At 39.2% G+C, this 23,706-nt stretch carries 22 protein-coding genes; 5 read left to right on the forward strand and 17 right to left on the reverse strand.

Going from position 1 to position 23,706, the window contains the following annotated elements:
- Positions 1-512: 512 nt before the first annotated feature.
- The gene (locus QRE67_RS24435) at positions 513-2,048 is read right to left on the reverse strand and encodes a zinc ribbon domain-containing protein (protein ID WP_286122736.1); all 1,536 of its coding nucleotides are present in this window, start codon (positions 2,046-2,048) and stop codon (positions 513-515) included.
- 5 nt (positions 2,049-2,053) lie between these two features.
- Positions 2,054-2,545, reverse strand: coding sequence for a zinc ribbon domain-containing protein (locus QRE67_RS24440; protein ID WP_286122737.1), 492 nt, complete (start codon positions 2,543-2,545; stop codon positions 2,054-2,056).
- Positions 2,546-2,699: 154 nt separating this feature from the next.
- Here QRE67_RS24440 and QRE67_RS24445 point away from each other — a divergent pair, with 154 nt between their 5' ends.
- Both QRE67_RS24445 and QRE67_RS24450 read left to right on the forward strand, forming a co-directional pair.
- Positions 2,700-4,319, forward strand: a complete 1,620-nt coding sequence (locus QRE67_RS24445; protein WP_286122738.1) for an SWIM zinc finger family protein — start codon at positions 2,700-2,702, stop codon at positions 4,317-4,319.
- The gene (locus QRE67_RS24450) at positions 4,303-7,059 is read left to right on the forward strand and encodes a DEAD/DEAH box helicase (protein WP_286122739.1); all 2,757 of its coding nucleotides are present in this window, start codon (positions 4,303-4,305) and stop codon (positions 7,057-7,059) included. Before QRE67_RS24445 ends, QRE67_RS24450 begins: the two co-directional genes overlap by 17 nt.
- A 243-nt stretch (positions 7,060-7,302) precedes the next feature.
- Here the strand turns inward: QRE67_RS24450 and QRE67_RS24455 are convergent, their stop codons facing one another.
- Positions 7,303-7,788 (reverse strand): VanZ family protein, encoded by a 486-nt coding sequence (locus QRE67_RS24455; protein WP_286122740.1) that lies wholly within the window; start codon positions 7,786-7,788, stop codon positions 7,303-7,305.
- A gap of 121 nt (positions 7,789-7,909) precedes the next feature.
- Between QRE67_RS24455 and QRE67_RS24460 the strand changes: the two genes are divergently transcribed.
- Positions 7,910-8,134 (forward strand): DUF1659 domain-containing protein, encoded by a 225-nt coding sequence (locus QRE67_RS24460; RefSeq protein WP_286122741.1) that lies wholly within the window; start codon positions 7,910-7,912, stop codon positions 8,132-8,134.
- 37 nt (positions 8,135-8,171) lie between these two features.
- The gene (locus QRE67_RS24465) at positions 8,172-8,387 is read left to right on the forward strand and encodes a DUF2922 domain-containing protein (RefSeq protein WP_286122742.1); all 216 of its coding nucleotides are present in this window, start codon (positions 8,172-8,174) and stop codon (positions 8,385-8,387) included.
- 19 nt (positions 8,388-8,406) lie between these two features.
- On the opposite strand, the gene QRE67_RS24470 is transcribed toward QRE67_RS24465, so the two are convergent.
- Entirely contained in the window at positions 8,407-8,805 is a 399-nt protein-coding gene (locus tag QRE67_RS24470; protein WP_286122743.1) for a DUF4359 domain-containing protein, read from the reverse strand.
- A 193-nt stretch (positions 8,806-8,998) separates the two neighbouring features.
- Here QRE67_RS24470 and QRE67_RS24475 point away from each other — a divergent pair, with 193 nt between their 5' ends.
- Positions 8,999-9,484: a competence protein ComK gene (locus QRE67_RS24475; RefSeq protein ID WP_286122744.1), complete on the forward strand. Its 486-nt coding sequence runs from the start codon at positions 8,999-9,001 to the stop codon at positions 9,482-9,484.
- Positions 9,485-9,533: 49 nt separating this feature from the next.
- Here the strand turns inward: QRE67_RS24475 and QRE67_RS24480 are convergent, their stop codons facing one another.
- From QRE67_RS24480 to QRE67_RS24540, 13 genes are all read right to left on the reverse strand, one after another.
- Positions 9,534-10,004 (reverse strand): sigma-70 family RNA polymerase sigma factor, encoded by a 471-nt coding sequence (locus tag QRE67_RS24480; protein WP_286122745.1) that lies wholly within the window; start codon positions 10,002-10,004, stop codon positions 9,534-9,536.
- Positions 10,005-10,220: 216 nt separating this feature from the next.
- Positions 10,221-10,895 carry a YknW family membrane protein gene (gene yknW / locus QRE67_RS24485; RefSeq protein ID WP_286122746.1) on the reverse strand — a complete coding sequence of 225 codons (675 nt, stop codon included), beginning with the start codon at positions 10,893-10,895 and terminating at the stop codon, positions 10,221-10,223.
- 329 nt (positions 10,896-11,224) lie between these two features.
- Positions 11,225-12,424 (reverse strand): ABC transporter permease, encoded by a 1,200-nt coding sequence (locus QRE67_RS24490; protein WP_286122747.1) that lies wholly within the window; start codon positions 12,422-12,424, stop codon positions 11,225-11,227.
- Complete coding sequence (locus tag QRE67_RS24495; protein WP_286122748.1) at positions 12,421-13,101, reverse strand: ABC transporter ATP-binding protein; 681 nt, start codon at positions 13,099-13,101, stop codon at positions 12,421-12,423. Before QRE67_RS24495 ends, QRE67_RS24490 begins: the two co-directional genes overlap by 4 nt.
- A complete protein-coding gene (locus QRE67_RS24500) occupies positions 13,098-14,288 on the reverse strand; it encodes an efflux RND transporter periplasmic adaptor subunit (protein WP_286122749.1) in 1,191 nt (396 codons plus the stop codon). Before QRE67_RS24500 ends, QRE67_RS24495 begins: the two co-directional genes overlap by 4 nt.
- 202 nt (positions 14,289-14,490) lie before the next feature.
- Positions 14,491-14,934 (reverse strand): hypothetical protein, encoded by a 444-nt coding sequence (locus tag QRE67_RS24505; RefSeq protein WP_286122750.1) that lies wholly within the window; start codon positions 14,932-14,934, stop codon positions 14,491-14,493.
- A 247-nt stretch (positions 14,935-15,181) separates the two neighbouring features.
- Positions 15,182-16,522, reverse strand: coding sequence for an MFS transporter (locus QRE67_RS24510; protein WP_286122751.1), 1,341 nt, complete (start codon positions 16,520-16,522; stop codon positions 15,182-15,184).
- A 19-nt stretch (positions 16,523-16,541) separates the two neighbouring features.
- Entirely contained in the window at positions 16,542-17,576 is a 1,035-nt protein-coding gene (locus tag QRE67_RS24515) for an ABC transporter substrate-binding protein (protein ID WP_286122752.1), read from the reverse strand.
- Entirely contained in the window at positions 17,573-18,355 is a 783-nt protein-coding gene (locus QRE67_RS24520) for a DUF3919 family protein (protein WP_286122753.1), read from the reverse strand. Before QRE67_RS24520 ends, QRE67_RS24515 begins: the two co-directional genes overlap by 4 nt.
- A gap of 66 nt (positions 18,356-18,421) precedes the next feature.
- Positions 18,422-19,852, reverse strand: coding sequence for a HAMP domain-containing sensor histidine kinase (locus tag QRE67_RS24525; RefSeq protein ID WP_286122754.1), 1,431 nt, complete (start codon positions 19,850-19,852; stop codon positions 18,422-18,424).
- A gap of 11 nt (positions 19,853-19,863) precedes the next feature.
- A complete protein-coding gene (locus QRE67_RS24530; RefSeq protein ID WP_286122755.1) occupies positions 19,864-20,535 on the reverse strand; it encodes a response regulator transcription factor in 672 nt (223 codons plus the stop codon).
- A gap of 121 nt (positions 20,536-20,656) precedes the next feature.
- A complete protein-coding gene (gene manA / locus QRE67_RS24535; protein WP_286122756.1) occupies positions 20,657-21,601 on the reverse strand; it encodes a mannose-6-phosphate isomerase, class I in 945 nt (314 codons plus the stop codon).
- 18 nt (positions 21,602-21,619) lie between these two features.
- On the reverse strand, positions 21,620-23,569 hold the full coding sequence (locus tag QRE67_RS24540) for a PTS fructose transporter subunit IIABC (RefSeq protein WP_286122757.1): 1,950 nt from the start codon (positions 23,567-23,569) through the stop codon (positions 21,620-21,622).
- Positions 23,570-23,706 lie beyond the last annotated feature (137 nt).

The raw sequence follows: 23,706 nt of genomic DNA on the forward strand, positions 1-23,706 counted from the left end.
AGGATCTGACCGCTTCTATGCATGAACGGATGCTCTCTCCCACCTAACAAGAAGGGTTTTAATCGGGTTTTTAATTTGTATTTATATATAAACCCATTTTAATTTTTCGACATATAAGCCGCGGCTATGGATAACAAAAGGTGACCTGCACTCGTTTTCTCTCTTTGTTTTCACTTCGCATGGGGCAGGAATAGGATCTAACCGCTTCTATGCATGGCCGGATGCTCTCTCCCACCTAACAAGAAGGGTTTTATGTCGATTTTTCAATTTGTATTTATATATAAATACATTTTGATTTTTCGACATATAGCCGCGGCTATGGATAACAAAAGGTGACCTGCACTCGTTTTCTCTCTTTGTTTTCACTTCGCATGGGGCAGGAATAGGATCTAACCGCTTCTATGCATGAACGGATGCTCTCTCCCACCTTAAAAGAAGGGTTTTAGTCGGTTTTTAATTTGTATTTATATTTATATGATTCTATACATTTTTCGAAGAACGGTTGTAACCTCCTACTTTTTTGCTAATTTCATTCCAACAAAAGCAGCTGCATATGTCAGAATAAAGCTACCAAGTATTAAATACATAAAGCTGTTTTGCATGGACAACATTGTTCCACTCATCCCAAAAAGCTCTGTTGCATTCCCTTTAATATCTATTTGAATCTCAGAAAGAATATTCATCATAATCATCATAATTGTGTACGCACCGCTACATACAGCTAACGTTACATACATATTAGATGACGGCATCTTCGCTAATTTCTGTCCCACTCTAAACATAAAGAAGAATGGGATAATAAGGAGTAATAAGCCAAGGTGAAATTTACTATTTATCTCATCAAAACTTTCCATAACTAATGGCGGGGCACCTTCTGCAATTAAAATATCTTTTATCCCAACGCCACCAACAGACATACCTGATACGAATGAGAACTCCATTACGCTTTTGTCACCTGTTGTACTTATCTTAGACAGTTCCTTCTGTAACTCCGGAATCTTTATTTCTACTGGTGCAAGATGAGTCATGCTCCATACGTTTGGCGTTAGCTGCAGTGCTATCAGCGCACGCTGAGAAGTTGTAGGCGCTAAATCATCTAACGGTTTTGCACCATCTGATAGTGCAACGAGTGTAGTCACACAAAAAATAACAGCTGTCAGCAAAAAGCCTTTCACCATCGCTGCCATTCCATAATATAGTGATGCACCATATGGTAATAACTCCTGAAACACATCTGCTATATTGTTTCGGCCTGTATGTGCAATCAATCCGAATAGACTAAATAGCGTTCCATACATAAAGCCACTTAATAAACTTTTAAAAGAAGAGTATCCAACCGTTACAGTTCCTATTTCTGGGATTGCAACTGATTTTGATGCAATAAAGCTAATTACAAATAAGAATAATCCATAAATAATACCGACCGTTGCTGCTGTTACGATTTGTTCTCCAATCGTCTTTGCAACCTGTTGTTTACCTATCCAAATTCCTACTCCACATAAAGTAATAAACGGAATAATTAATAGTAAAAAGAACGGGGTATGCCAAGATAAAGACAGAATAATTCCACCCTCATCTCCTGCTGAAAAACCAAGTAAATGATAGCTTAATAGTGTAGAAGTTGTGCTAGCATAAAAATCTGGTAACATTTTTAAATCACTAGCAAATTCATGGAATATCTTTTCCATCATTTCTGAAAATACTAAACTGCCAATCCACCCTACAAGTAACATAAGAATGCTCGCGATAGCTCCGCCGATTATACCTGTTCTTAAGCCACCTTTATGTAAGGCTAATCCCACCTTAGAACCATTTTCCATACTAGGTAACTTTGCGATATGTTCTTTTTTCGTTACGGCAAATAAAGAATGACCACACGTTTGACAGTACAGATTATGCTGGGCATTTTCATTCCCGCAGCCGCGGCAATATTTGGATTTATCTTGCTCAAGAACGACTGCATCTGAAGCTGCCACCATCATACTTCCTTCGCTAGGACAGTAATTCACTTCTTCACCATGTTGATTCCCACACATGCGACAGTACACTTTAATCACTCCCTACCTTTCTTAACTCCACAAACGGGACAAAAGATGGAGTTTTTTGCTATGTGCTCGTTACATGACACACATGCTACCTTTTCAACACTACTCTCTACCGCTAGCATTGGATTTGGTTTTCCACATGTGCCACAAAACTTATCACTTATTGATAGAGAACCACCACATTCACATGTTGCTTTCTCTCCTTGTTGTTTTTGCAGTTCAACAATTCGTTTTCGTGCTTGATAAATTGCAACATCGAAATGTTGAATTGGAGCGACTAACTTCTTTAATGGTTCTTCCTTCACTCCAGTGTCTCGAAGCTGAACATACACCCTTTGGCCAAGTTCTAATAAAACTTCTGTTTTCTTATGGAGCTGCACTTGTATTTCCTTGTTCAATTGCGCAATTTCCTGTGCAATCTGCAGCTTCATCTTTCCTTGTTCAATGCCTTCTTGCAACTTATTCATACCGCTTCCTAATTTCGTCTGCAAGTCTGACAAACCAATCCCCTCCCAAACGGAAAAATTCATATATTTTACCAAATATATATTTCCGTGCTTTTCTAATTATGTACGAAGAAATTCATTTTTTCTGTTTTCACTGCTTTTTGTTTATAATGGTAAAGGAAAGAAATCTTTTGTACGGAGGAAAATTATGCTGCAACATTCAATTACGAAAGATGAGATTATGATGATCGCCAATGAATTTGTACAGGGACTTGATCCGCAGCAAGCAGCCGATCAAGAGCATGTCGCCAATGCACGCCAATTGTACCGCAGTGGTTTCGTCTATAACGTTGATTTCGACGGCTATACATTATCAGGAACCGTAGATGCGAATGGAAATGTATATAGCGTCCATATTCCCATTCGCAATGTCGCAGAAAGCTATTGCGATTGTTTTGCGCCGACGCAGTGTGAGCATATGCTCGCTGTATTATTGTCTGCAGCTTCTAGCTTCGGGCAAGTGGGAGATGTTTTAACATTATTTAAAAACAAAACGAAACCATCTCTCCCTCCAATCCGAACGGCGCGGCAAGTATTACAAGCTTCCTCATTTGAAGAGACAGACTATAAAAGTTGGCACTCGTATTTCAAATCTGAATATGACTCTTTTCAAAAGGAACAAGCACGGCTTTCGTATAAACAAATGTATTTTCTAATGAGCATCTTCACGGATTTTTATATGAAAATAGAACGAAAAGCACCGCGTATTGTCGCGATTCACGAGCTATTTAAATTGCACGGAGCACTCTTTTGCTTTCAGAAATTATTAGAAGAAATTCAAACTTTTGAGACGCAGAAAATCTATTCCTATCACCAACCCATTAACGTTGTTCGCCTTTTCGTCGATAAAGTAGAATCACTCGTACGCGATTTAAAATCAGAGTCGATTCCAGCTGAGTGTAAACCGATTTTAGAAGAAACTGCACGTATGGTGCATAACATTTTCTTCTCGACCGATACATTTTCACAGGAGCGATTCTTTATTTATCGGCACCTATGGGGTGAATTACTAACAGAACCGGCTTGGCTACAAGAAGAAGAGAAACAAATTGAAATGAAAATCCATCCGCTCTCAAAAGCATTAGCATCCTCACATCTTCTCTTCCTGCAACAAGAAGATAACGCCGCAATGCACTTGCTCGAAAAACAGCCTGCGCAGGTCGTTGGACTCTATTTTGACTGGCTGGAAGATTTGCTGAGTACAATGCAATGGGAGCGTGCCAAAAACTGGCTTTCTTTCACATATAAACAAGTGAAAGAAACGATGACAGATACGAAAGATGCCATTTTTGTAAAAGACATCGTCCGTTTATTTGTCATGATGTATGAAACATATGCGACGCACACAAATGAGCAGGCAGGCCTTGAAATGATCCTGCAAGAACTGTTGCCATACAGCTTCACAAGCTATGAACAATATGTATTAGCAAAAAAACAATATCATACGTGGACAGAACTTCACCTTCTGCACGGATTCGAAGCAATTGAGTTATTAAAAGAACCGCTAAAAGAAATCGAAAAAGAAGCACCTGAAGCAGCTCTTCCGCTCTATCATCTCGCCGCGGTGCAAGCGATTGAAGAAAGAAATCGGAAATCCTATCGCCGCGCGGTTCGTTACTTAAAAAAATTACGAATGCTCTATAAAAAATTGAAGCGAACGAATGAATGGGACGTTTTCATTGTACAAATTGCAAGCCTGCATTCACGCCTGCGGGCATTGCAGGAAGAACTGCGGAAAGGAAAGTTAATTAATGATCATACAAACTGAAGTAACCATTCGGCTCCAGCACATAAGTACAGGTTGGTTTCTTTGGGCAGAAGATGAAACTGGATCACCCTTACCTGTAGAGGATTGGAAGCACAGTGCCTTCACATGGCATTCTACATCCTTCTACGGTACCTTTTTGAAAGAAGGTACATATGAAGAGCGAATCGGCATTATGCTGACAAATATTCAAGCGTTTGAGTATATTGCCAAAAAACCGATGAACTCCTTTGCTAAATTACAAATGAATGGTCCCATTACTGCACTCACGCCAAACGCAAAAGAACTATGGGATGCTTATGTAGACGGAAACTTTTTACCTGATATGAAACATTGGAGCGAATATCCATCGTGGAAAGTTACAGGCGTCCCAAATGAAGATGAGATGATGGCAAATCTCTTCTCAGATGCCATTAATGAAACGATTCGCCAAGATGCTCGTTCAAGTGATACATGGGACGATGCAAAACGATTATATGAGCATTATGACTTTACGAAAAGACAACTGGAAACAGCGATGCATGAAGAGGATTGGCTGCGAAAAATTGGTTATATAGAAGACGACCTTCCGTTTACAATCGGCCTTCGCCTGCAAGAACCACAAGATGAATTTGAGATGTGGAAACTCGAGACCATTGCAACAACGAAACGTGGTGCACATCGAACATACGTATACGATGGTACCGATTCATTACCAAAGCGATGGCAAAGTTATGAACAGCGTATTATCGAAGCCCAAGAAGGCTTTGGCAAACTCGTACCGTGGTTACGAGAAGCTGACCAATTCCGGGATGAACTCTACGAAACGGAAGCGTGGAATTTTTTAACAGAAGCAAGTAACGAGTTACTCGCGGCTGGCGTTTCTATTTTACTACCATCTTGGTGGCAAAATTTAAAAGCTTCCAAACCGAAGCTACGTGTCCAATTGAAACAAAATACAAACCAGACGCAAGCCTTCTTTGGCATGAACACCCTTGTCGATTTTGACTGGCGTGTATCAACCAATGGGATTGACCTATCAGAAAAAGAATTTTTCGATCTCGTAGAACAAAATAAACGACTCTTCCATTTGAACGGTCAATGGATGCGACTTGATCCTGCCTTTATTGAAGAAGTGAAAAAGCTTATGAAGCGCGCTGATAAATACGGTCTCGAAATGAAGGACGTTCTGCAGCAGCACTTATCCAGCGCGGCAGAAACAGAAATCGTACAGGAAGACAATCCATTTTCAGACATTGAAATCGAGCTAGATGATTATTACGACGAGCTCTTTCAGAAATTGATACATATCGGGGACATTCCAAAGGTTTCCGTGCCAACTTCCTTGCAAGCCACACTTCGTCCGTATCAAGAGCAAGGTGTGGAGTGGCTTTTATATTTACGAGAGCTCGGGTTTGGGGCACTATTAGCAGATGATATGGGACTCGGAAAGAGCATTCAAACAATCACTTACTTGCTATACACAAAAGAAAACCGCCTGCAAACAGGTCCAGCACTGATTGTGGCACCTACATCTGTTCTTGGGAACTGGCAAAAGGAATTTGAGCGCTTTGCACCGAGCTTACGCGTTCAATTACACTATGGAAGCAATCGTTCCAAAGGCGAGACATTTAAAGGCTTTCTCCAAGATACAGATGTTGTGTTAACATCGTATGCACTTGCACAGCTTGATGAAGAAGAACTAAGTACGCAGTGCTGGGATTCGATTATTCTAGATGAGGCGCAGAATATTAAGAACCCGCATACGAAACAATCACGCGCCGTCCGCAACTTGCGAGCAAATCACAAAATTGCCTTAACGGGTACGCCAATGGAAAACCGTTTATCAGAGCTATGGTCCATTTTCGACTTCCTGAACCACGGTTATCTCGGAAGCTTATCACAGTTTCAGCGCCGCTTCGTAACGCCGATTGAAAAGGATCGTGATGAAGCGAAAATCCAGCAAGTGCAGCGGTTCATTTCACCATTTTTACTGCGCCGTACAAAGCAAGATCAAACGGTCGCATTAAACTTACCGGACAAACAAGAACAAAAGGCGTATTGTCCGCTAACAGGTGAACAAGCATCACTATACGAACAGCTCGTGCAGGATACGCTGAGAAATATTAAAGGATTAACCGGGATTGAACGACGCGGATTTATTTTACTTATGCTTAATAAGCTAAAACAAATTTGTAATCATCCCGCTCTTTACTTAAAAGAGGAAACACCAAAAGATGTCGTACAGCGATCCATGAAGACACAAACATTAATGGATCTCATTGAAAATATAAAAGATCAAAATGAAAGCTGCCTCATTTTCACGCAGTATATTGGGATGGGGAATATGCTAAAAACCATATTAGAAGAGAAGTTTGGACAGCGTGTTATCTTCTTAAATGGTAGTGTACCGAAGAAAGAGCGTGACAAGATGATTGAGCAGTTCCAAAACGGAACGTACGATATTTTCATCCTGTCATTAAAGGCCGGCGGAACAGGTCTAAACTTAACCGCAGCAAACCACGTCATTCATTATGACCGCTGGTGGAATCCGGCTGTAGAAAACCAAGCGACAGACCGTGCCCATCGCATCGGACAAAAGCGATTTGTACACGTTCATAAACTCATTACAACAGGAACACTTGAGGAAAAAATCGATGAAATGCTAGAGCGAAAACAATCGCTCAACAACGCGATTATCACAAGTGACAGTTGGATGACAGAACTATCAACAGATGAACTGAAAGAGCTACTTGGTGTATAGAAACTGGTGTGATATCGTATATTGTCGAACGGTCGATATATAAATCCATTTTAATTTTTCGACATATAGCCGCGGCTATGGATAACAGAAGGTGACCTGCACTCATTTTCTCTCTTTGTTTTCACTTGGCATGGGGCAGGAAAAGGATCTGACCGCTTCTATGCTCTCCCACCTAAAAAGGAGGGGTTTATGTCGGTTTTTTAATTTGTATTTATATAAAAAAGGAGCAATCCCTAATAGGGATCAGCTCCTTTTTCTTTTCCAAAACCAGTTACTTACTGTAATTCCCGTTAATCCACCGCACGTGTCCAGCAAAGAGTCTTGCCACATCGGTGTACGGTCACCTGTAAATGCTTGATGAATTTCATCAAGTGTTGCATACCCCGCAATGAAAAGAAGCGCAAATAAGAAGGAACGCTTTCTTGAAAATCCAGAGCACTGCAATGCATAATACGTGAGTGCCCCAAGCATAAAGAACACCATAAAATGAGCCCCTTTACGAAGGAAAAACTCAATAAAACCAGCAACACCTTTATTTTCAATGCTGACCGGCGTCCCTCCGCCATAATCGATAGATACCCATGAAAAGTAGTCTGTCACAAACTCTACATTGACATATTTTTCAATTTCTGGGCGCATATCCTGATTCTTATATGGCTGAGCAGAAGAATAAAAAATGATTCCCATCCATAATAAAACGGGAATCCAAAATAACCATTTACGATTCATTTCTAGAAGCTCCTCACTATTCACTCTCTTAATCTTCTAAGCGTACCAAAAAAAAGAAAAAATTTCACGCCAAAATTGGTCCACTCTCTCCTATATATATGACGAAAAGGAGGTGAAAAAGATGGCAATTCAAACGATTGTATCTGAAATGAGCTTACGCCTTGTATTTAACGGTGGTACAGACGAAAAAGGAAAAAGCATCATGAAAAACAAGCAATTTAAAAAAGTAAAACCAAATGCCGATTTAACGAAAGCGTATGAAGTTGCAAATGCACTCTCTTCGTTACAAGAATTACGACTTGATGCTGTTCAAATCCTTAGCACAGCGGATTTATCCAATCAATAAGGATGATTACAGTCCCCACAAAAGGAGGTGAACAGAAATGAAAGTACTTGAGCTTATTTTCTTGAACGAAGATGGGAAAACAACAACCTTTTCCATCGATAACCCAACGACACCTGTGAATACTGAAACAATCAACAGTGTCATGGACACCATTCTTGCATCGGATATTTTCTTATCTATTGGCCCGAACACCCGTAAAAAAGGAGCACGCCTCGTTGAAAAGACAGTATCAGAAGTAGCCGTTATGGCTTAAATGAAAAGAAGGAGCTGCATTATTTTGCAGTTCCTTCTTCTTTCTTCGGCATTTCAATTGGAATAAAAATATGCGAGAGTCCAATCGAAACATATTTATAATTTTTCTCTCCAATTGTAAACTCAGTCGTATATGTTGAGAAGAAAATATAATCGCTACGCTCCGTATAATGGTCAATTAATAATCTAACTTGCGGCTTTACATAATTTTTCGCTAGCTTCTTGCCAATTGTTGCTAGTTCACCGAAAAGTCCATCTGGATCTTCTTTTTCAATTGCTGTTAACTTCTCATTCACATCATTGCGCGTCATAAATTGCTTTGACGACCACTCTGTATAGTCCCCTTTACTCGGGTTACTATTTGCTAAATATACAAAAAAGAGAACAAGCAGTGCCACACTAATATATTTCCACTTCATACTTTATCACCGCCTAACTATTTCTATTTTTAAACATATGTACATACAATGCAAATTAGACAACTTCCCTTCCATAAATTAAATTCCTATTATAATACATTTTTATTAAATATTTACAATAAATTAAAACTATTTTCATATTTCATCGTTATAATAAAATATGTATTATACCATATTAAAGGAGGCTTTTACTTTGTATGATCTATTTAGTCTTGATACTATTTACAGTTCTACAATGATGCTGCAGCCTTATGGAGATCCTTTTTATCGTACAAAAATTCAAACGACACACGGTATTCTTTACTCGTTGAAAACACCAATAGACTTAATAAAAGAACTTATCATCGCTCACAATTCTTCTACATACGAAGGCAGACGAAAAGCAATTATGAAAAAATGGGACTTACAGCAAAATACACCGATCCCGATTGATCACCGTCATTTTATTTGTGCTATTCCTACAAAATCTCCTGCCGCTTGGGACTGTATTTGGGTCTTCTACAAATATATTAAGAAAATTAAAGAGTACGGAAGTAAGCAAACACGACTACATTTTTGCAACGGCGAAACCGAAATTCTTCCCATTACCTGTTATAAGATGAAACAACAATGGAGGAAAGCCGGTAACCTGTTAAGTCAAATGAATATGCAAGATGCCCAAACTCCCTTTGGGCACTAGCCATATAGAGAAGGGAGGCAAAGTATATACCTTTGTCTCCCTTCTTTTTTCATCGTACCGCCGCCCGCATTTTTTCCAGCGCTTGCCGATACACCCAGCGCGCTTGATGATAGGTCATCTCCATATCATCGGCAATTTCATGCATTTTCTTTCCTACATAAAAGCGTTCCCAGATCACATACTTCTCTTTCTCATCTAGCAAACTCATATATTCTTGCATGTCTGAAGACTCCTCCCCTCCACATACATTTTGCAAGATTTCCTGTTCTACACATGTATGACGATCTTGAAACCGTCGCTCTTTTTTTAATCTCTCTAATAAATATCCGCGCACCGTTACAAGTGCATAAGCAGAAAAGCTTCCCTTTTCCGCCTCATACTTTTCATACGCCCGCCAAAGTGCAATTAAACCACACTGGTAATACTCTTCATACTCTCGATAAATACAAAGCTTTTTCATCTGATTTTTAATCATCTTCTCATATAAGACAACTGTCTCCGTGAAAGTGACTGGCTTCATATCATGCCCGTTTCTAAAAGGTATACCTCTTTATTATTCCGCGGTACCTTTACAATATAAGAAGATATGAAAAAGTTCATGGGAGGTTATTTCAAATTCCGTATAGGGAATTTGAAATTTATCTAGATGAAATTTGAAATTCTACCTTATGTATTTGAAGTACAAGCACAAATAAAAAAGCGACTCTTGAGAGTCGCTTTTTTCAATACGTTACACTTATGCTTTTGGCGTAAGACCAGTTAGACTACTAAAGGCAACTGAAAGAATAAAGAAGACTACAACAAGAATAGTCGCTTGCTTCTTACTTAAACCAGCTGCAATGTGTAGACCTAATCCCGTTACAACTAAGCCCCAAATGCTAAAGATTTCAAACGCTGAACCAATGCCGTAAGCAAACGTACCTGGTTCAAATAAAGTACCTAAACTTGTATATGATGTAGTAGCATCTCCACCAAGTACCACTCTTAAAATCAAATTCACAACTACACCTAGATACGTAACTATACTTGCATATAAATAGATAGATAATAGCTTCATATAAGGAGTATCATTCCCCATAAGCATCATAATAATCTTATAGAATCCTGCTGCAATAAAGAACCATACTGCTGCACCTAAAAGACCTGTAATTGCCCCTGCACCAAGTGCAATATTGCGCATCATTCCAGCTGCTGCTTCATCCGGTGCGTTTCCTATTAATTCTGGGTTATTCATTGCTTGATAAGCAGTAACAGCACTCGCAATCGCTGCTATTACAATGAAAAGGAAAAATGCACCCCAAACCGGACTTTTCGTCTTCATTCTTTCAAACTGTAATCCTGGAGATGTAATCATTCCCAGTAATGACGGCTTTTCCCCGCCAACCTTCTGTGTATTGACATTCGGTTCCATTCTAAAAAACCCCCTTATATTTATATAACCCGTTCTAGCGGGCGGTTCACCTCCACTCGTAGTAGAGGTGAACCGCCCACTAGAACACTCTATATATGTGTATATAAATCCATTTTGATTTTCGACATATAAGCCCCGGCTATGGATAACAAAAGGTGACCTGCACTCGTTTTCTCTCTTTGTTTTCACTTGGCATGGGGCAGGAAAAGGATCTGACCGCTTCTATGCATGGCCGGATGCTCTCTCCCACCTAAAAAGAAGGAGTTTATATAGGTTTTTTAATTTGTATTTATATAGTAGAGGAAATCCTCCTCTACTACACTCTCAAACTATTCGTAACGAAGTGCCTCAATTGGATCTAGTTTCGCTGCTTTGTTCGCTGGAATTAATCCGAAAATGATGCCGAGTGTCATGGAGAATAACACGCCGCCGAGCACAACTTCCCATGAAACGAGTGGTGGCCATTTTGCAAATTTTGCAACGATATATGCGCCGCCATAGCCAAGCCCGATTCCAATTAATCCGCCAAGAAGTGTCAGCATTACCGCTTCAATTAAGAATTGCAGTAAGATTTTGCTACGCGTTGCACCAAGTGCTTTTCGCACCCCAATCTCGCGTGTACGTTCTGTCACTGACACGAGCATAATATTCATAACGCCAATGCCACCAACGACTAATGAAATGCCAGCAATACCGCCGATAATCATCGTCATAATACCAGTCATCTTCGAAATACCTTCTTGAATTTCTTTTAAATTCATCACTTCGTATTTACCGGAAACATCGCTTGGCTTACGACTATTTAATACGTCGGCTGCCTTTTTACCCGCTTTCTCCAGATCATCTACATTTTTCGCTTGAACCGAAATACTTTGAATTTCATCTGTTCCATATAAGGTTGGCCATAATGTAAGCGGAATCAATGCTTCTGAAGGACTCATTCCCATAAATTCATTATCCGACTTATATACACCAACAATTTGCATCGGTTGACCTTTCATCTCGATAATTTTGCCGACTGGATTTTCTTTTGGGAATACTTTTTCTTCCATACCTTTACTAATCATAACAACGTTGTTCCCTTGTTCAATATCCGTATCATGTAAGGAACGGCCTTTTAACACCTTCACCTTATTTACCGCAAAATATTCACTATCTAGCCCTGTAATGCTAACCATCTCTTTTTTATCATTGATATCGAATGTCTCCATGTTTGAGTTCGTTGTAATAACATGCGCAATTTCTGGAATCTTTTTCACTTCGAAAATATCTTCTTCAGTCAATGGTGGTTGTCCCATTGCTTCCATACCATATGGATCATTCATATCGACATTAAATTGAATGGGAACCGTACTATTACCATCACCAACGAATTGTGATTTTAACGCCGCTTCCCCGCCTTGTCCAATTGCGACAACCGTAATAATGGAGCCAACACCGATAATAATGCCAAGCATGGTAAGTGCCGAGCGCAGTTTATGAGCTAGAATAGAAGATAGCGCAATTTTTATACTATCTAGTAAACTCATACCGCACACCTTCTATCTTCAGTAATTTTCCCGTCTCTCAGAACAATGCGGCGCGAAGAATACGCTGCAACTTCCTCTTCATGCGTAACCATAACAATCGTCGTACCTTCCGCGTTTAACTTCGTAAAAATATCCATAACCTGCTGCCCAGATTTCGTATCAAGGGCACCAGTTGGCTCATCAGCCATAATAAACGTCGGATCATTCGCAATAGAACGAGCAATGGCTACACGCTGTTTTTGCCCACCTGATAGCTCACTTGGTAAATGACTTACTCGGTCTGACAATCCGACTTTTCCAAGTGCCTCAAGAGCCCGCTGGCGGCGCTCCGCTTTCTTTACACCGCCGTATATAAGCGGAAGCTCAACATTTTCTACTGCTGAAAGACGTGGTAGTAAGTTAAAATGTTGAAATACAAAGCCAATATACTCATTGCGAATAAGGGCAAGTTTCCCCTCATCTGCTGTTAAGATATTCACATCATTCAACATGTATTCACCTTCTGTTGGACGATCTAAACAACCTATTATATTCATAAGCGTCGATTTCCCAGAACCAGATGGTCCCATAATAGAAACAAACTCACCGCTTTGAATCGTTAAACTAATCCCATGCAAAATCGGTACAGCAAGATTACCTTGATAATACGTCTTGTAAATATTATTTAACGTAATCATTTTTCTTTCACTTCCATTCCGTCATACACGTTGTCGGAAGGATTTTTAACCACCTTTTGTCCTACTGTTACGCCTTCAGCTTCTGTCCAATCGCCGTCAGTAGAACCCTTTTTCACATTTTGTTTACGAAGCTTCCCTTTCTCTTCTATATAAACAAATGCATCACCATCTTTTTCTACAATGCTCTTACTAGGAACAGCAATCATCTTCTTGTTTTCTAAGCTTACTTGTAGTGAAACGTGATAGCCTGGAGATAAACCTTCTTGTCCATCTAAACTTGCTTTATATGTATATTGAGACATGTTTTGAGACCCTTCACCACCTGGTCCAGCTGCTTGTGCCACCTCGGCATTTGTCGGGAATTCGCTCACTTCTGTAATCTTTCCTGTCCACTTTTTCTTACCATTTGCTTTCGCAGTTGCGGTAAATGGTTGATCCTGTTGAATTTGTGATTTTTGGAGCTCTGTTAACGTTCCCTGAATTTGGAATGGATCTTTAGATGCAATTTGTAAAAATGATTTCCCTTGTCCACCCACTGCTTGCGTCGAACTTTGCGCCGCATCTTTATCTAGCTTTTGCACAACACCAGCGAAGTTACTATATATCGTTAGCTCACTTTGCTTTTTCTTTAACTCCTGCGATTGTAACTCTCCTTTTTCCTTCTCAAGCTCAGTTGTTTTCTGCTGTATTTCTAGTTCGCTTACTTGCTCATCTAACGGTTCTGTTACCTCTTTCCCCGCACCGCTATCTTTCGCTTTCTTAATTTCTTTCTTCAATGAATCTATTTTCTTTTTCCCTTGATCATAGCGCATAGAAGCCATTTTCTGATCAAGTTCAGCTTGCTTCATTTGTAAATTAATTTCTTCATTATCATAGGAAAATAATTTCGTTCCCTTTTCTACTTCTTGTCCTTCTTTAACCTCAATATCCTTCACTTTCCCCTTTGTCGGATCTGCATAGAAGCTTTCAATATTTCCAGGCTGTACCTGTCCCGAAATTAATTTCGTATTATTAAGCGTACGCTCTGTTACTTTTTCGAAGCTAACAGCGTCTGCTTTTGCCTCGCCCTTCTTTTTCCCTTGCATCACAAAAATATTGACGGCTGCAACGACGACGATTAAAGCAATAACCCCAATGATGATCCATTTCTTCTTCTTATTTGGAGTACGAACGGTATTTGGTAACATATTCTCGCTCCTTCTTATATCTTGATATGATGATTGTTTAATTGTATAAAACTTTCGAAAAATTATAAATAAATACCTTGCATTTATTAAGATTTTCTTACAAAGTTTTACACTTATGATTCTATTGTAACAAAAACACCAACTATTAGAAATGTAACTCTTTATATTTTAAGAAAACTTTAAGGAAGCTAAAAAACCCGCCTTACATAAGACGGGTAGGTCGTTTTCCCCAGGTTTCAGAATCACCAGACTCATCATCCATTGGGATATTCGTTATATCTTTTCGCATCTTCCGTGGAATGTTTTTTTCGACCATCTGATATGCTTCATACTCCGGTATTCGCATCGCTCTATGGAAATCTCCACCGAAATCCTCGCCTCGCATTTGCAGCATCCAACCTGTTGGACTATTACATTCTTCTCTAAATCTTTCTTTCGAATCTTCATCTGGAAACTCACATTTGTTCACATTCATATACGTCTCAATATTCATAGGAACCCACTCTTGCTCATAACCATCATCTACTAAACTAATCGAAATCCCAATGGGTGTACTACGGACGACAAACTCAAATGTACAGTCTTGCTGTGTGACAGTCGCTGAACATAAATAGAACGTTTCTACTTCAGATACAAAGATTCCCACTACTAGCATCCCCTTTTCTACATATAATTTGCCTTACTTCTACTAAATTTTAACATTTATTTTTGAAGATACTGTAAATTGATTGTTAACTTTCTATATATAACGTAAAAGAAAAGTAATATTTGCGGGAATCATTTGTTACACACAAGAAGTAATAGCATACAAAGTACCCTTTCCCTATTTTTAAACAAACGTTTGATTAAAAAAAGAGAACCTATCCATTGATAGATTCTCTTTACATATGCTATTAAGCAATTTGATCCTTAGGGCCTTTTTTCTCATGTCCACGCTGAACGATAAATAAGAATACTGTTGATAAAATACCGCCTGCTAATAATAAGATGAAGCAACCGTCCCAACCAGAGCGATCCACAATGACACCGATCACTGCGTTTGCTACAAGACTTCCTCCTACATAACCGAACAGACCACACATACCAACTGTTGTACCTACTGCAAATTTCGGTACTAATTCCATCGCGCTTAGGCCGATTAAAAACTGTGGTACGTAAATTAAGCAACCAATAATCGAAACCGCAATACTTACAACAAGTATGTTCGTAGCTTGCCAATATACTAACGTTCCAATAACAACACCGGCCATACTAATAATACATAATGGCATACGTTTTCCTTTAAATAATTTATCACTTAAGAAACCGACGATTAAGGAACTCGGAATCGCAGCCGCTTCAAATATAGAAAATGCTGCATGTGCCTCTGTTTTTGTAAATCCTTTAACAGTTGTTAAATAAATCGGTACCCAGTTAATAACGCCGAAACGAATTAAATATACAAATGCATTCGCAATACATAAATACCAAACAAATTTATTTTTTAATACATACTTTACCAAAATTTCTTTTGGTGACATTTTGCTGGCATTGTCTGCCTTCTCAAGATTTTCATAATCATTACGGTATTCATCAATTGGAGGAAGACCGACAGATTCTGGTGTATCCTTACCGTTAATCCAAACAAGGACTGCAATAACCATCGCAATAATTGCTGGGAAAATGAAGACGCCGCCTTGCCAATGATTTTCACCGAAAATACCAACACCAAGTCCTACAAGTGGTGGCACAAGCATCGCACCAATATTATGTGAAATATTCCACAGCCCTGTTTTTGTACCACGTTCTTTCTTCGAGAACCACTTTGTCATTACAATACTACAAGGTGGTGCTCCCATACCTTGCACAATGCCGTTAAACACAAGTAGTGTTACAATCATTCCAAATGAATTGGCGAAACCGAAACAAATATTTACAAGCCCTGATAAGAATAAACCAACCGCTATAAAGCGCTGGGCATGAGCCTTATCTGATAAATTCCCCATAAAGAATTTACTAAAACCATAAATAATTGCCGTTACTGATCCTAGTAATCCAATTTCCGCTGTACTAAACCCATAGTCTTTCATTAAATACGTACTTGATAAAGTAAAGTTACTGCGAACTAAATAATACGCTGCATATCCAACTGAAATACCTACTAACACACGAATACGTAAAATCATATATAACTTATCAATCATATGCTTCGGTAGTCGTTCGATTGATGGCGGTGCCTTAAGCCAATTAAACATAGTATCTCTTCTCCTTTTCTCACTTTAGAGAGAGACGTTGTCTATTCCATATCTCGATGACTCCACTATCTGATACATTCTTGTTCGTTCTTCTAACAGGCTGACCTTCTATTTCTTTCTGATTCTTCCCAAGCATCGTTGGTACGCCAAACGAAACTTTTTCTAAAATATGCCCCGCTTCTTCTGATAAACAATAATCAATAAATAAATCCGCAATAATACCACTCGGTGCATGTTTCAGTTTCGAAATCGCATTGACAGATAACCCTGTTTGCTCAGGTACTTTACTCAAAATCGGAAAGCCTTGTTTTTGAAGCATCCGCTGGTCTCCCATGAAGTTAATCCCAATCATATATTCACCGCTTGCTACATACTCAGCAGGCATATAACCATTCACCGTTACTTCTGTAACTTGCCCTGCAAGGCTCTTTACGTAACTCCGAGCTTCTTCCTCACCAAATGTATCGATAAGTGATTGGAACAACGTATATGCTGTTCCCGAAACATTTGGATCAGGCATGACAATCTTTCCGGCATACGCAGGGTTTAATAAGTCCTTCCACCCTGATGGGTATGGAAGTCCAAGTGGCGCTATTTCCGTATTCCATCGCTCTTTATTAATCGCGATTGCCAGTTGCTCCACTTCATAGCCATACCAAAAGCCATCCTTATCTTTAGCAGCTTTTGCAATGCGATTGGTATGCTGGCTAGTAACAGGTATAGATAAATTTTTCTGCTTCATCATTTGATGCGCATCTACTGTACCACCAATGATGATATCTGCCTTCGGATTTCTCGCTTCTTCTTCTACTCTTCTGAGAAGTTCTTCTGTAGAAAGACGAATAAATTCATACGTACACCCTCGTGACTTACAAAACGATGATAACAGTGCTTCACCGACTTCTTCACGAGCCGCTACATACGCAACAAGATGACGATCCTTCAAAATCGGAAGACCATTTTTACTATATTTGATAGAGGTTGTATCTCGAGAGCAACTAGACATCGCTCCTCCGATCATTAGCAAAAAGAAGAAAAAGGCTATCTTTCTCATGAAACATTCTCCTTTACCAATAGAGCTGTCAGGGAGCCTTTCATATACATCACATTCCCATTATTATCGCCAAGATATTGCACAACAAAGTAAGAAGGATATACAGAAATCGTAAGAATATCTTCACGTTCATTCTTTACATGCTTTCCTGTTTTGTAAGCAGTAATATACGCAACTGGGGCCTTCTGCGATTGCAGTAGCTTCTGAATTTCCCCGTAGTCTGTAATTTGCTTTGCCTGCCGAATCGAATCAAGTAGTAGCGTAAGATCAGTAGTATGTACCACATCATCTTGCCGCACGACGACCTCCTTTGCTGCCGCAAAGAAATCGCTAATAGACTCTGGCGTATAATACAGGCTTAACAAATAGGTTTGAAACGCCGAAATCATTGGATCCGTACCATTCTTTCCGTATACGTTTTCCTCATACTGGAACAAGTCACCTACTGCAAAAGTACGCCTATGTCCATTCAAGTACGTTACTTCTCCAGTAAATACTTGTTCGTGGATCTTCGCTTCCGTTTGTTCCATTCGAATTCGATCGAAGAATGAAACAATCGCATGTAGACGAACTTCATCTGTTACAACTACTTCTCCCCACTTTTCATGCTTTACTCTTACTTCAGTAGGAAGAGATTCATTCGCTCCTTCTAAAACGGCCTGCTTGTCGTCCACAATTGTAACGTGGTTGTACAGCTGCTTCTCTATCACATAAAACAATATGAGAGAAGTAATCATACAAAAGACAAACAAGAGAATTTGAAATGATAGCCTTTTCATTTCTGCCTACCTCCAAGATAAAAAAACGTTGTTTCGAAAATACCGCATAATTGTTTCATAAATGTATCATTTAACCGCTTTCAATTTTTTTATATCTTTCATGCGCCTTGGTAAAAGAAATGTGAGATATACCATCGTTCCCATTTCCTCACTACTTTCAATTCGCATATTCCCACCTTGCTTATTCATAATCTCCTGACAGATGAACAAACCGTATCCATTTCCATAACTAGAAGCAAGCACTTTCCCTTTTGGAGAACGATTCCATTCTACAAGTATCGCTTCATCCATGCCAATCCCATCATCATGGATGAGAACCTTCGCCTCATGTTCGTTTACAACTACATTCATCCTCATTTGTGAGGCATCACTATATTTAATCGCATTATCAAACACATTCAAGAAAATCTGTTTTGTCTTATCAAAATCAGCAACAACATGCACTTCATCTAATTCATTAACAACTTCAATCTCATACTGCTGAAGACGGGGTTTCACAATAGAAATTGCCTCTTCCACAAGCCCCTTTATATCCACAATCGTTGGCGACACTTCAAACGTACTTGTTCCATACTTAGAAGATTGTAATAGTTCCTCAACTAACGACAATAAACGCTGGCTTTCAATTGAAATATAATGAAGGCTTTCCTTTACATTCCGCTCCTGCTTTAGCTTCGGGATTAAATCCACATAACCAATAATAGCGGTAAGCGGCGTTTTTAATTCATGCGTAATCCGGTCCAAGAAGTCCTTTTGCTTCTCTTTCTCTTCTCTTAGCTGCGCCATATGCAGCTCAATCGCATCAGCCATTGCATTAAAAGAAGCTGATAACTGGGAGATTTCTACGTATTCTGTTAGCTCAATTTTACTTTTATAATCCCCATTCGCGAGCCGCTTTGCCATTTGCCTTAACTGATCAATTGGCCTATGAAGAGATTTCGCTAACCGAATCGCAAAGAAAATTCCGCCCGCGACTAAACAAATGGATGTAATGAGAAACGTCCAACTCACATTCGTTAAAACCTCTTTCTCATCTTGCAGTTCATTAATAAAACGGATTGCTCCAATCACTTCATTCTCATGATAAACAGGGCTTGAAAATAATAAGAGCGGCGCTGGATCAACATCTTCAAAAACATATGCCTTCTTTCCTCGTAACGACTGTTTGATATCTACATTCTTATGAAGCAAGGCTCCTTTTTGCGTATCGGCAACGACATCTCCATTCTTCCCAATCATCTGAACGCGGACATCCATCCGCTTCGCTAAATAAGAAGCAATCAAGAGCGAATTCGGCCCTAATGTCTCCACTTCCGCTTCTTTCTCTAAATAATTCATCGTATAAATTTGTGCTTCTATACTTAATTTTTCTAATGAATCCGCTGCATTATGATACATATTCTTTTCGAGCGAGATGTAAATCACCGTATAAAGAAGGAGCAGAATTGGAATCAATAATCCGACTATACCAAATACCATATTTCGTTTTAACGACATCTTATCACCTTTTAACAATCTAGCTTATAACCAACGCCATAAACGGTCTTAATGGTCTCTCCGCTGCTTCCAAGCTTTTTCCGCAGACGCTGCACCATAATATCAACGGCTCTCGTATTTCCGCTATACTCAAACCCCCATACTTTCTCTAACAGCTCATCTCTCATAAACACACGCTGCGGGTTGGAGGCAAATAGCTGACATAAATTGAACTCACGGTACGTTAAATCAATTTCTTGTCCGCTCACACGTAGCTTCCGTTCCTTTGGACAAATCATTAATTCGCCAGCTTGAATCACTGCATGATTACGAGGCGTTTCTTGCTTCCTTACACGCCGTGCCATATTTTTAATACGAAGAATTAGTTCCGCATGATGAAACGGCTTCGTCACATAATCATCCGCCCCAAGCTGTAACCCAAGCAATTTATCATTCATCTGGCTCTTCGCCGTTAACATTAACACCGGAATATCCCGCTGCTTCTCCCGAAACACACGAAGAAGCTCATAACCATCTGTATCTGGGAGCATCACATCTAAGATTAAAACATCCGGCTGCTCTTCCCACCTTTGCAGCGCCTCTTTACCATCGGCTGCGGTGAGCACTTCATATCCTTCCATCTCTAGCTGCATGCGAATTAAATTCCGAATGCTTGATTCATCATCGACTACGAGTATTTTCATAGGTATCCTCCTTTCACGGTACATTTTAGTATAGCAAATATCATATACAAAAAGAGAGGAGATTGTCGAACATACGTTGAACGACAATTCCCTCTCCATTTTTTACAATATAATAGATCTATTACATACTTGCAGTGATAAATTCTGCACTACCTATAAGCTCATATTCTCCAAATCCATTCGGTAATATAAAATGATCTCCTTTTTTAAAGAAGTATCTTCCCTCTTCGTTGATTAGCTCACCTTCCCCATCAATTACACTGACAAGTAGGAACGGCTTTTGCTGTTTCAAACTAGTAGAACCGTTTAATTCCCATTTTTGCACTGAAAAGTAGGGACATTCAATAAAGGTTGTTACACTCAAATCCTCTATTTTTTCATAGTGAGCCTTTACTTGATTAGATGTGAAAGGTACTTCTGTGACTTCGATACTCTTTTGCAGATGAAGTTCACGTAAATTTCCTTCCGAATCTCTTCTATCATAATCATATAATCGGTAAGTCGTATCAGAATTTTGTTGTGTTTCTAGGATCACGATTCCTTCACCGATTGCATGAACAGTGCCACTTGGGACATAGAAGAAGTCCCCAGGGTTCACCTTCACACGGTGTAACAGCTTATTCCATTCTTCATTTTCGACCATAGCTATTAATTCTTCTTTTGTTTTAGCATGATGTCCATAAATAATTTCTGCATTTTCTTTACAATCAATAATGTACCAACATTCCGTTTTTCCTAGTTCTCCGTTCTCATTCATGCTGGCATACTCGTCATTCGGATGCACTTGAACAGATAGATCCTGGTTGGCATCTAAAATTTTTGTTAGAAGAGGAAATCGCTCTCCCTTCACGTCTCCAAATAAAGTTCGATGCTCTTTCCACAATTCACCTAGAGACAGCCCTTCAAACTTTCCATTTTTAACAATACTTTGTCCATTCTGATGCGCTGCAAAAGCCCAGCATTCTCCAGTTTGATCGGATGAAATCTCATAACCAAAAGAAGTTAATTTTGTTCCACCCCAAATTCTTTCTTTAAAAACAGGTGCAAAAAATAATGGTTCAATCATGATTAAAATCCCTCCACTCTATACGATGTCATCTAGTAGCTTATATGCTTCTTCTTTTGTTTGGACGGATAATAACCGTTCTCTATAGCTGTCATCCATAAGTTTTCGAGAAAGCATTTGAAGGATTTTCAAATGTTCATTTCCTTCGCTTTCTTTTGGTACAGCAATCATAAATATTAATTTCGCTTCAGTTCCATCAAGGCTTTTCCAATCTACTCCGGATTTTTTGATTCCAAATACTACACTTGGTTTCTTAACAGCATCTGATTTCCCATGAGGAATGGCAATATTCATACCAATACCTGTCGTACTTTCCTGTTCACGATTCATAATGGCTTGCTTGAACTCCGACTGAGAATGTAAAGCCCCAACATGAGTTAACTTTTGAATCATTTCATCAATGATATCATCACGTGTTTCCCCTGCTAAATCAGTATCAATAAGCTCTAAACTTGTGATATCTGTTAGTTTTTTAATTTCTACCTGTTCTACTTGGCTTTTTTCTGTTTGATCTTGAACTTGTGGTATTTCTTTTGTTGCCGAAACTTCTTTCATTTCTTCTACTTCTGGCGTATCTACCTTAGAAATATCTTTTTTCAACGCATTCACTACAATGGCAGTTACAAGTGAACCTGCAATCACAGCAATAAAGAACATAAGTACATTATCTACTGCTCCTAATACTGCAACAATTGGACCACCGTGTGCTACTCTATCTCCTACATGACCGATCATTGCAATCACAGCACCTGTCATAGAACCAGCCATAATACTTGGAATGACACGAAGTGGATCTTGTGCCGCAAATGGGATAGCACCTTCTGTGATACCGAATAACCCCATTGTAAATGATGCTTTCCCCATTTCTCTTTCTGACTCTTGGAATTTTCTCTTTCCTAAGAACGTAGCAAGTCCCATTCCAATTGGTGGAATACAGATTGCCGCAGCGATTGGACCCATAATTTCATAATTTCCTTCTCCAATCATTGCTGAGCCAAATAAAAATGCAACCTTATTTACTGGGCCGCCCATATCAAAAGAAATCATAGCCCCTAAAATTAACGCTAAAAGAATGGAGCTTGTTCCTTGCATACCCGCTAACCATGCTGTTAATGTTTCAAAAACTTGTGCTACTGGTGCACCGATAATAAATACAAATGCTAACCCTACAGTCAGTGAAGCAAATATCGGAATTATAATAATTGGCATAATTGGTTGAATTGCTTTTGGAACTTTTAATTTTTTAATCCCTAATGCTACATAACCAGCTAAGAAACCAGCGATAATTCCGCCAAGAAAACCAGCACCACTTTCACTTCCATAAAAACTTCCTGTTGCTGCAATATATCCACCGATCATCCCAGGAACAAGACCAGGTTTATCGGCTATACTATACGCGATATATCCAGCTAAAATTGGAACCATGAACGCAAATGAAGCACCACCAATTTGTTCAATCGTCTTCCAGAAAGACCCTTCGGGAATAACTAAACCTCCAGGTGTTTTTTCGCCTCCAAGCGTTAACGCAATCGCAATCAATAACCCACCAACCACGATGAATGGAACCATAAAAGATACACCATTCATTAAGTGACGATAAATAGGATTTTGTTTTTTCTCCTGTTGATTGCTTTCTACCGTTTTTGAATTTGATTGATAAATAGGTACATCACCATTTGCTACTCTCTGAATTAATTCTTCTGGTTTTCGGATACCATCTTGAACCCCGACAACCAACAATCTTTTTCCTACAAATCTATCTTTATTTACTGCTCTATCTGCAGCAATAATAATGCCATCTGCTTCGCGAATATCTTGTTCGGTAAGCTCATTTTCTACCCCTATACCACCTTGGGTTTCAACCTTCATTACAACCCCTAGTTTATCCGCTGCTTTTTGCAAATTTTCCGCTGCCATATAAGTATGGGCAATCCCATTTGGACACGATGTAACCGCTAACAGTTTCATTTTAATCCCCCTCACACCATTTTGTAAGCGCCTACAATTACTATATAGCAACATAGTAAGGACAAAAGTTTCGTTTTTTACCGTAGCTTCCGGAAAAATTGACCTTTTACCTTATCAAACAGAAAAAGCAAGGCTAC

Origin of the sequence: Bacillus sp. DX3.1 (assembly GCF_030292155.1) — a bacterium.
Taxonomy (GTDB): Bacteria; Bacillota; Bacilli; order Bacillales; family Bacillaceae_G; genus Bacillus_A.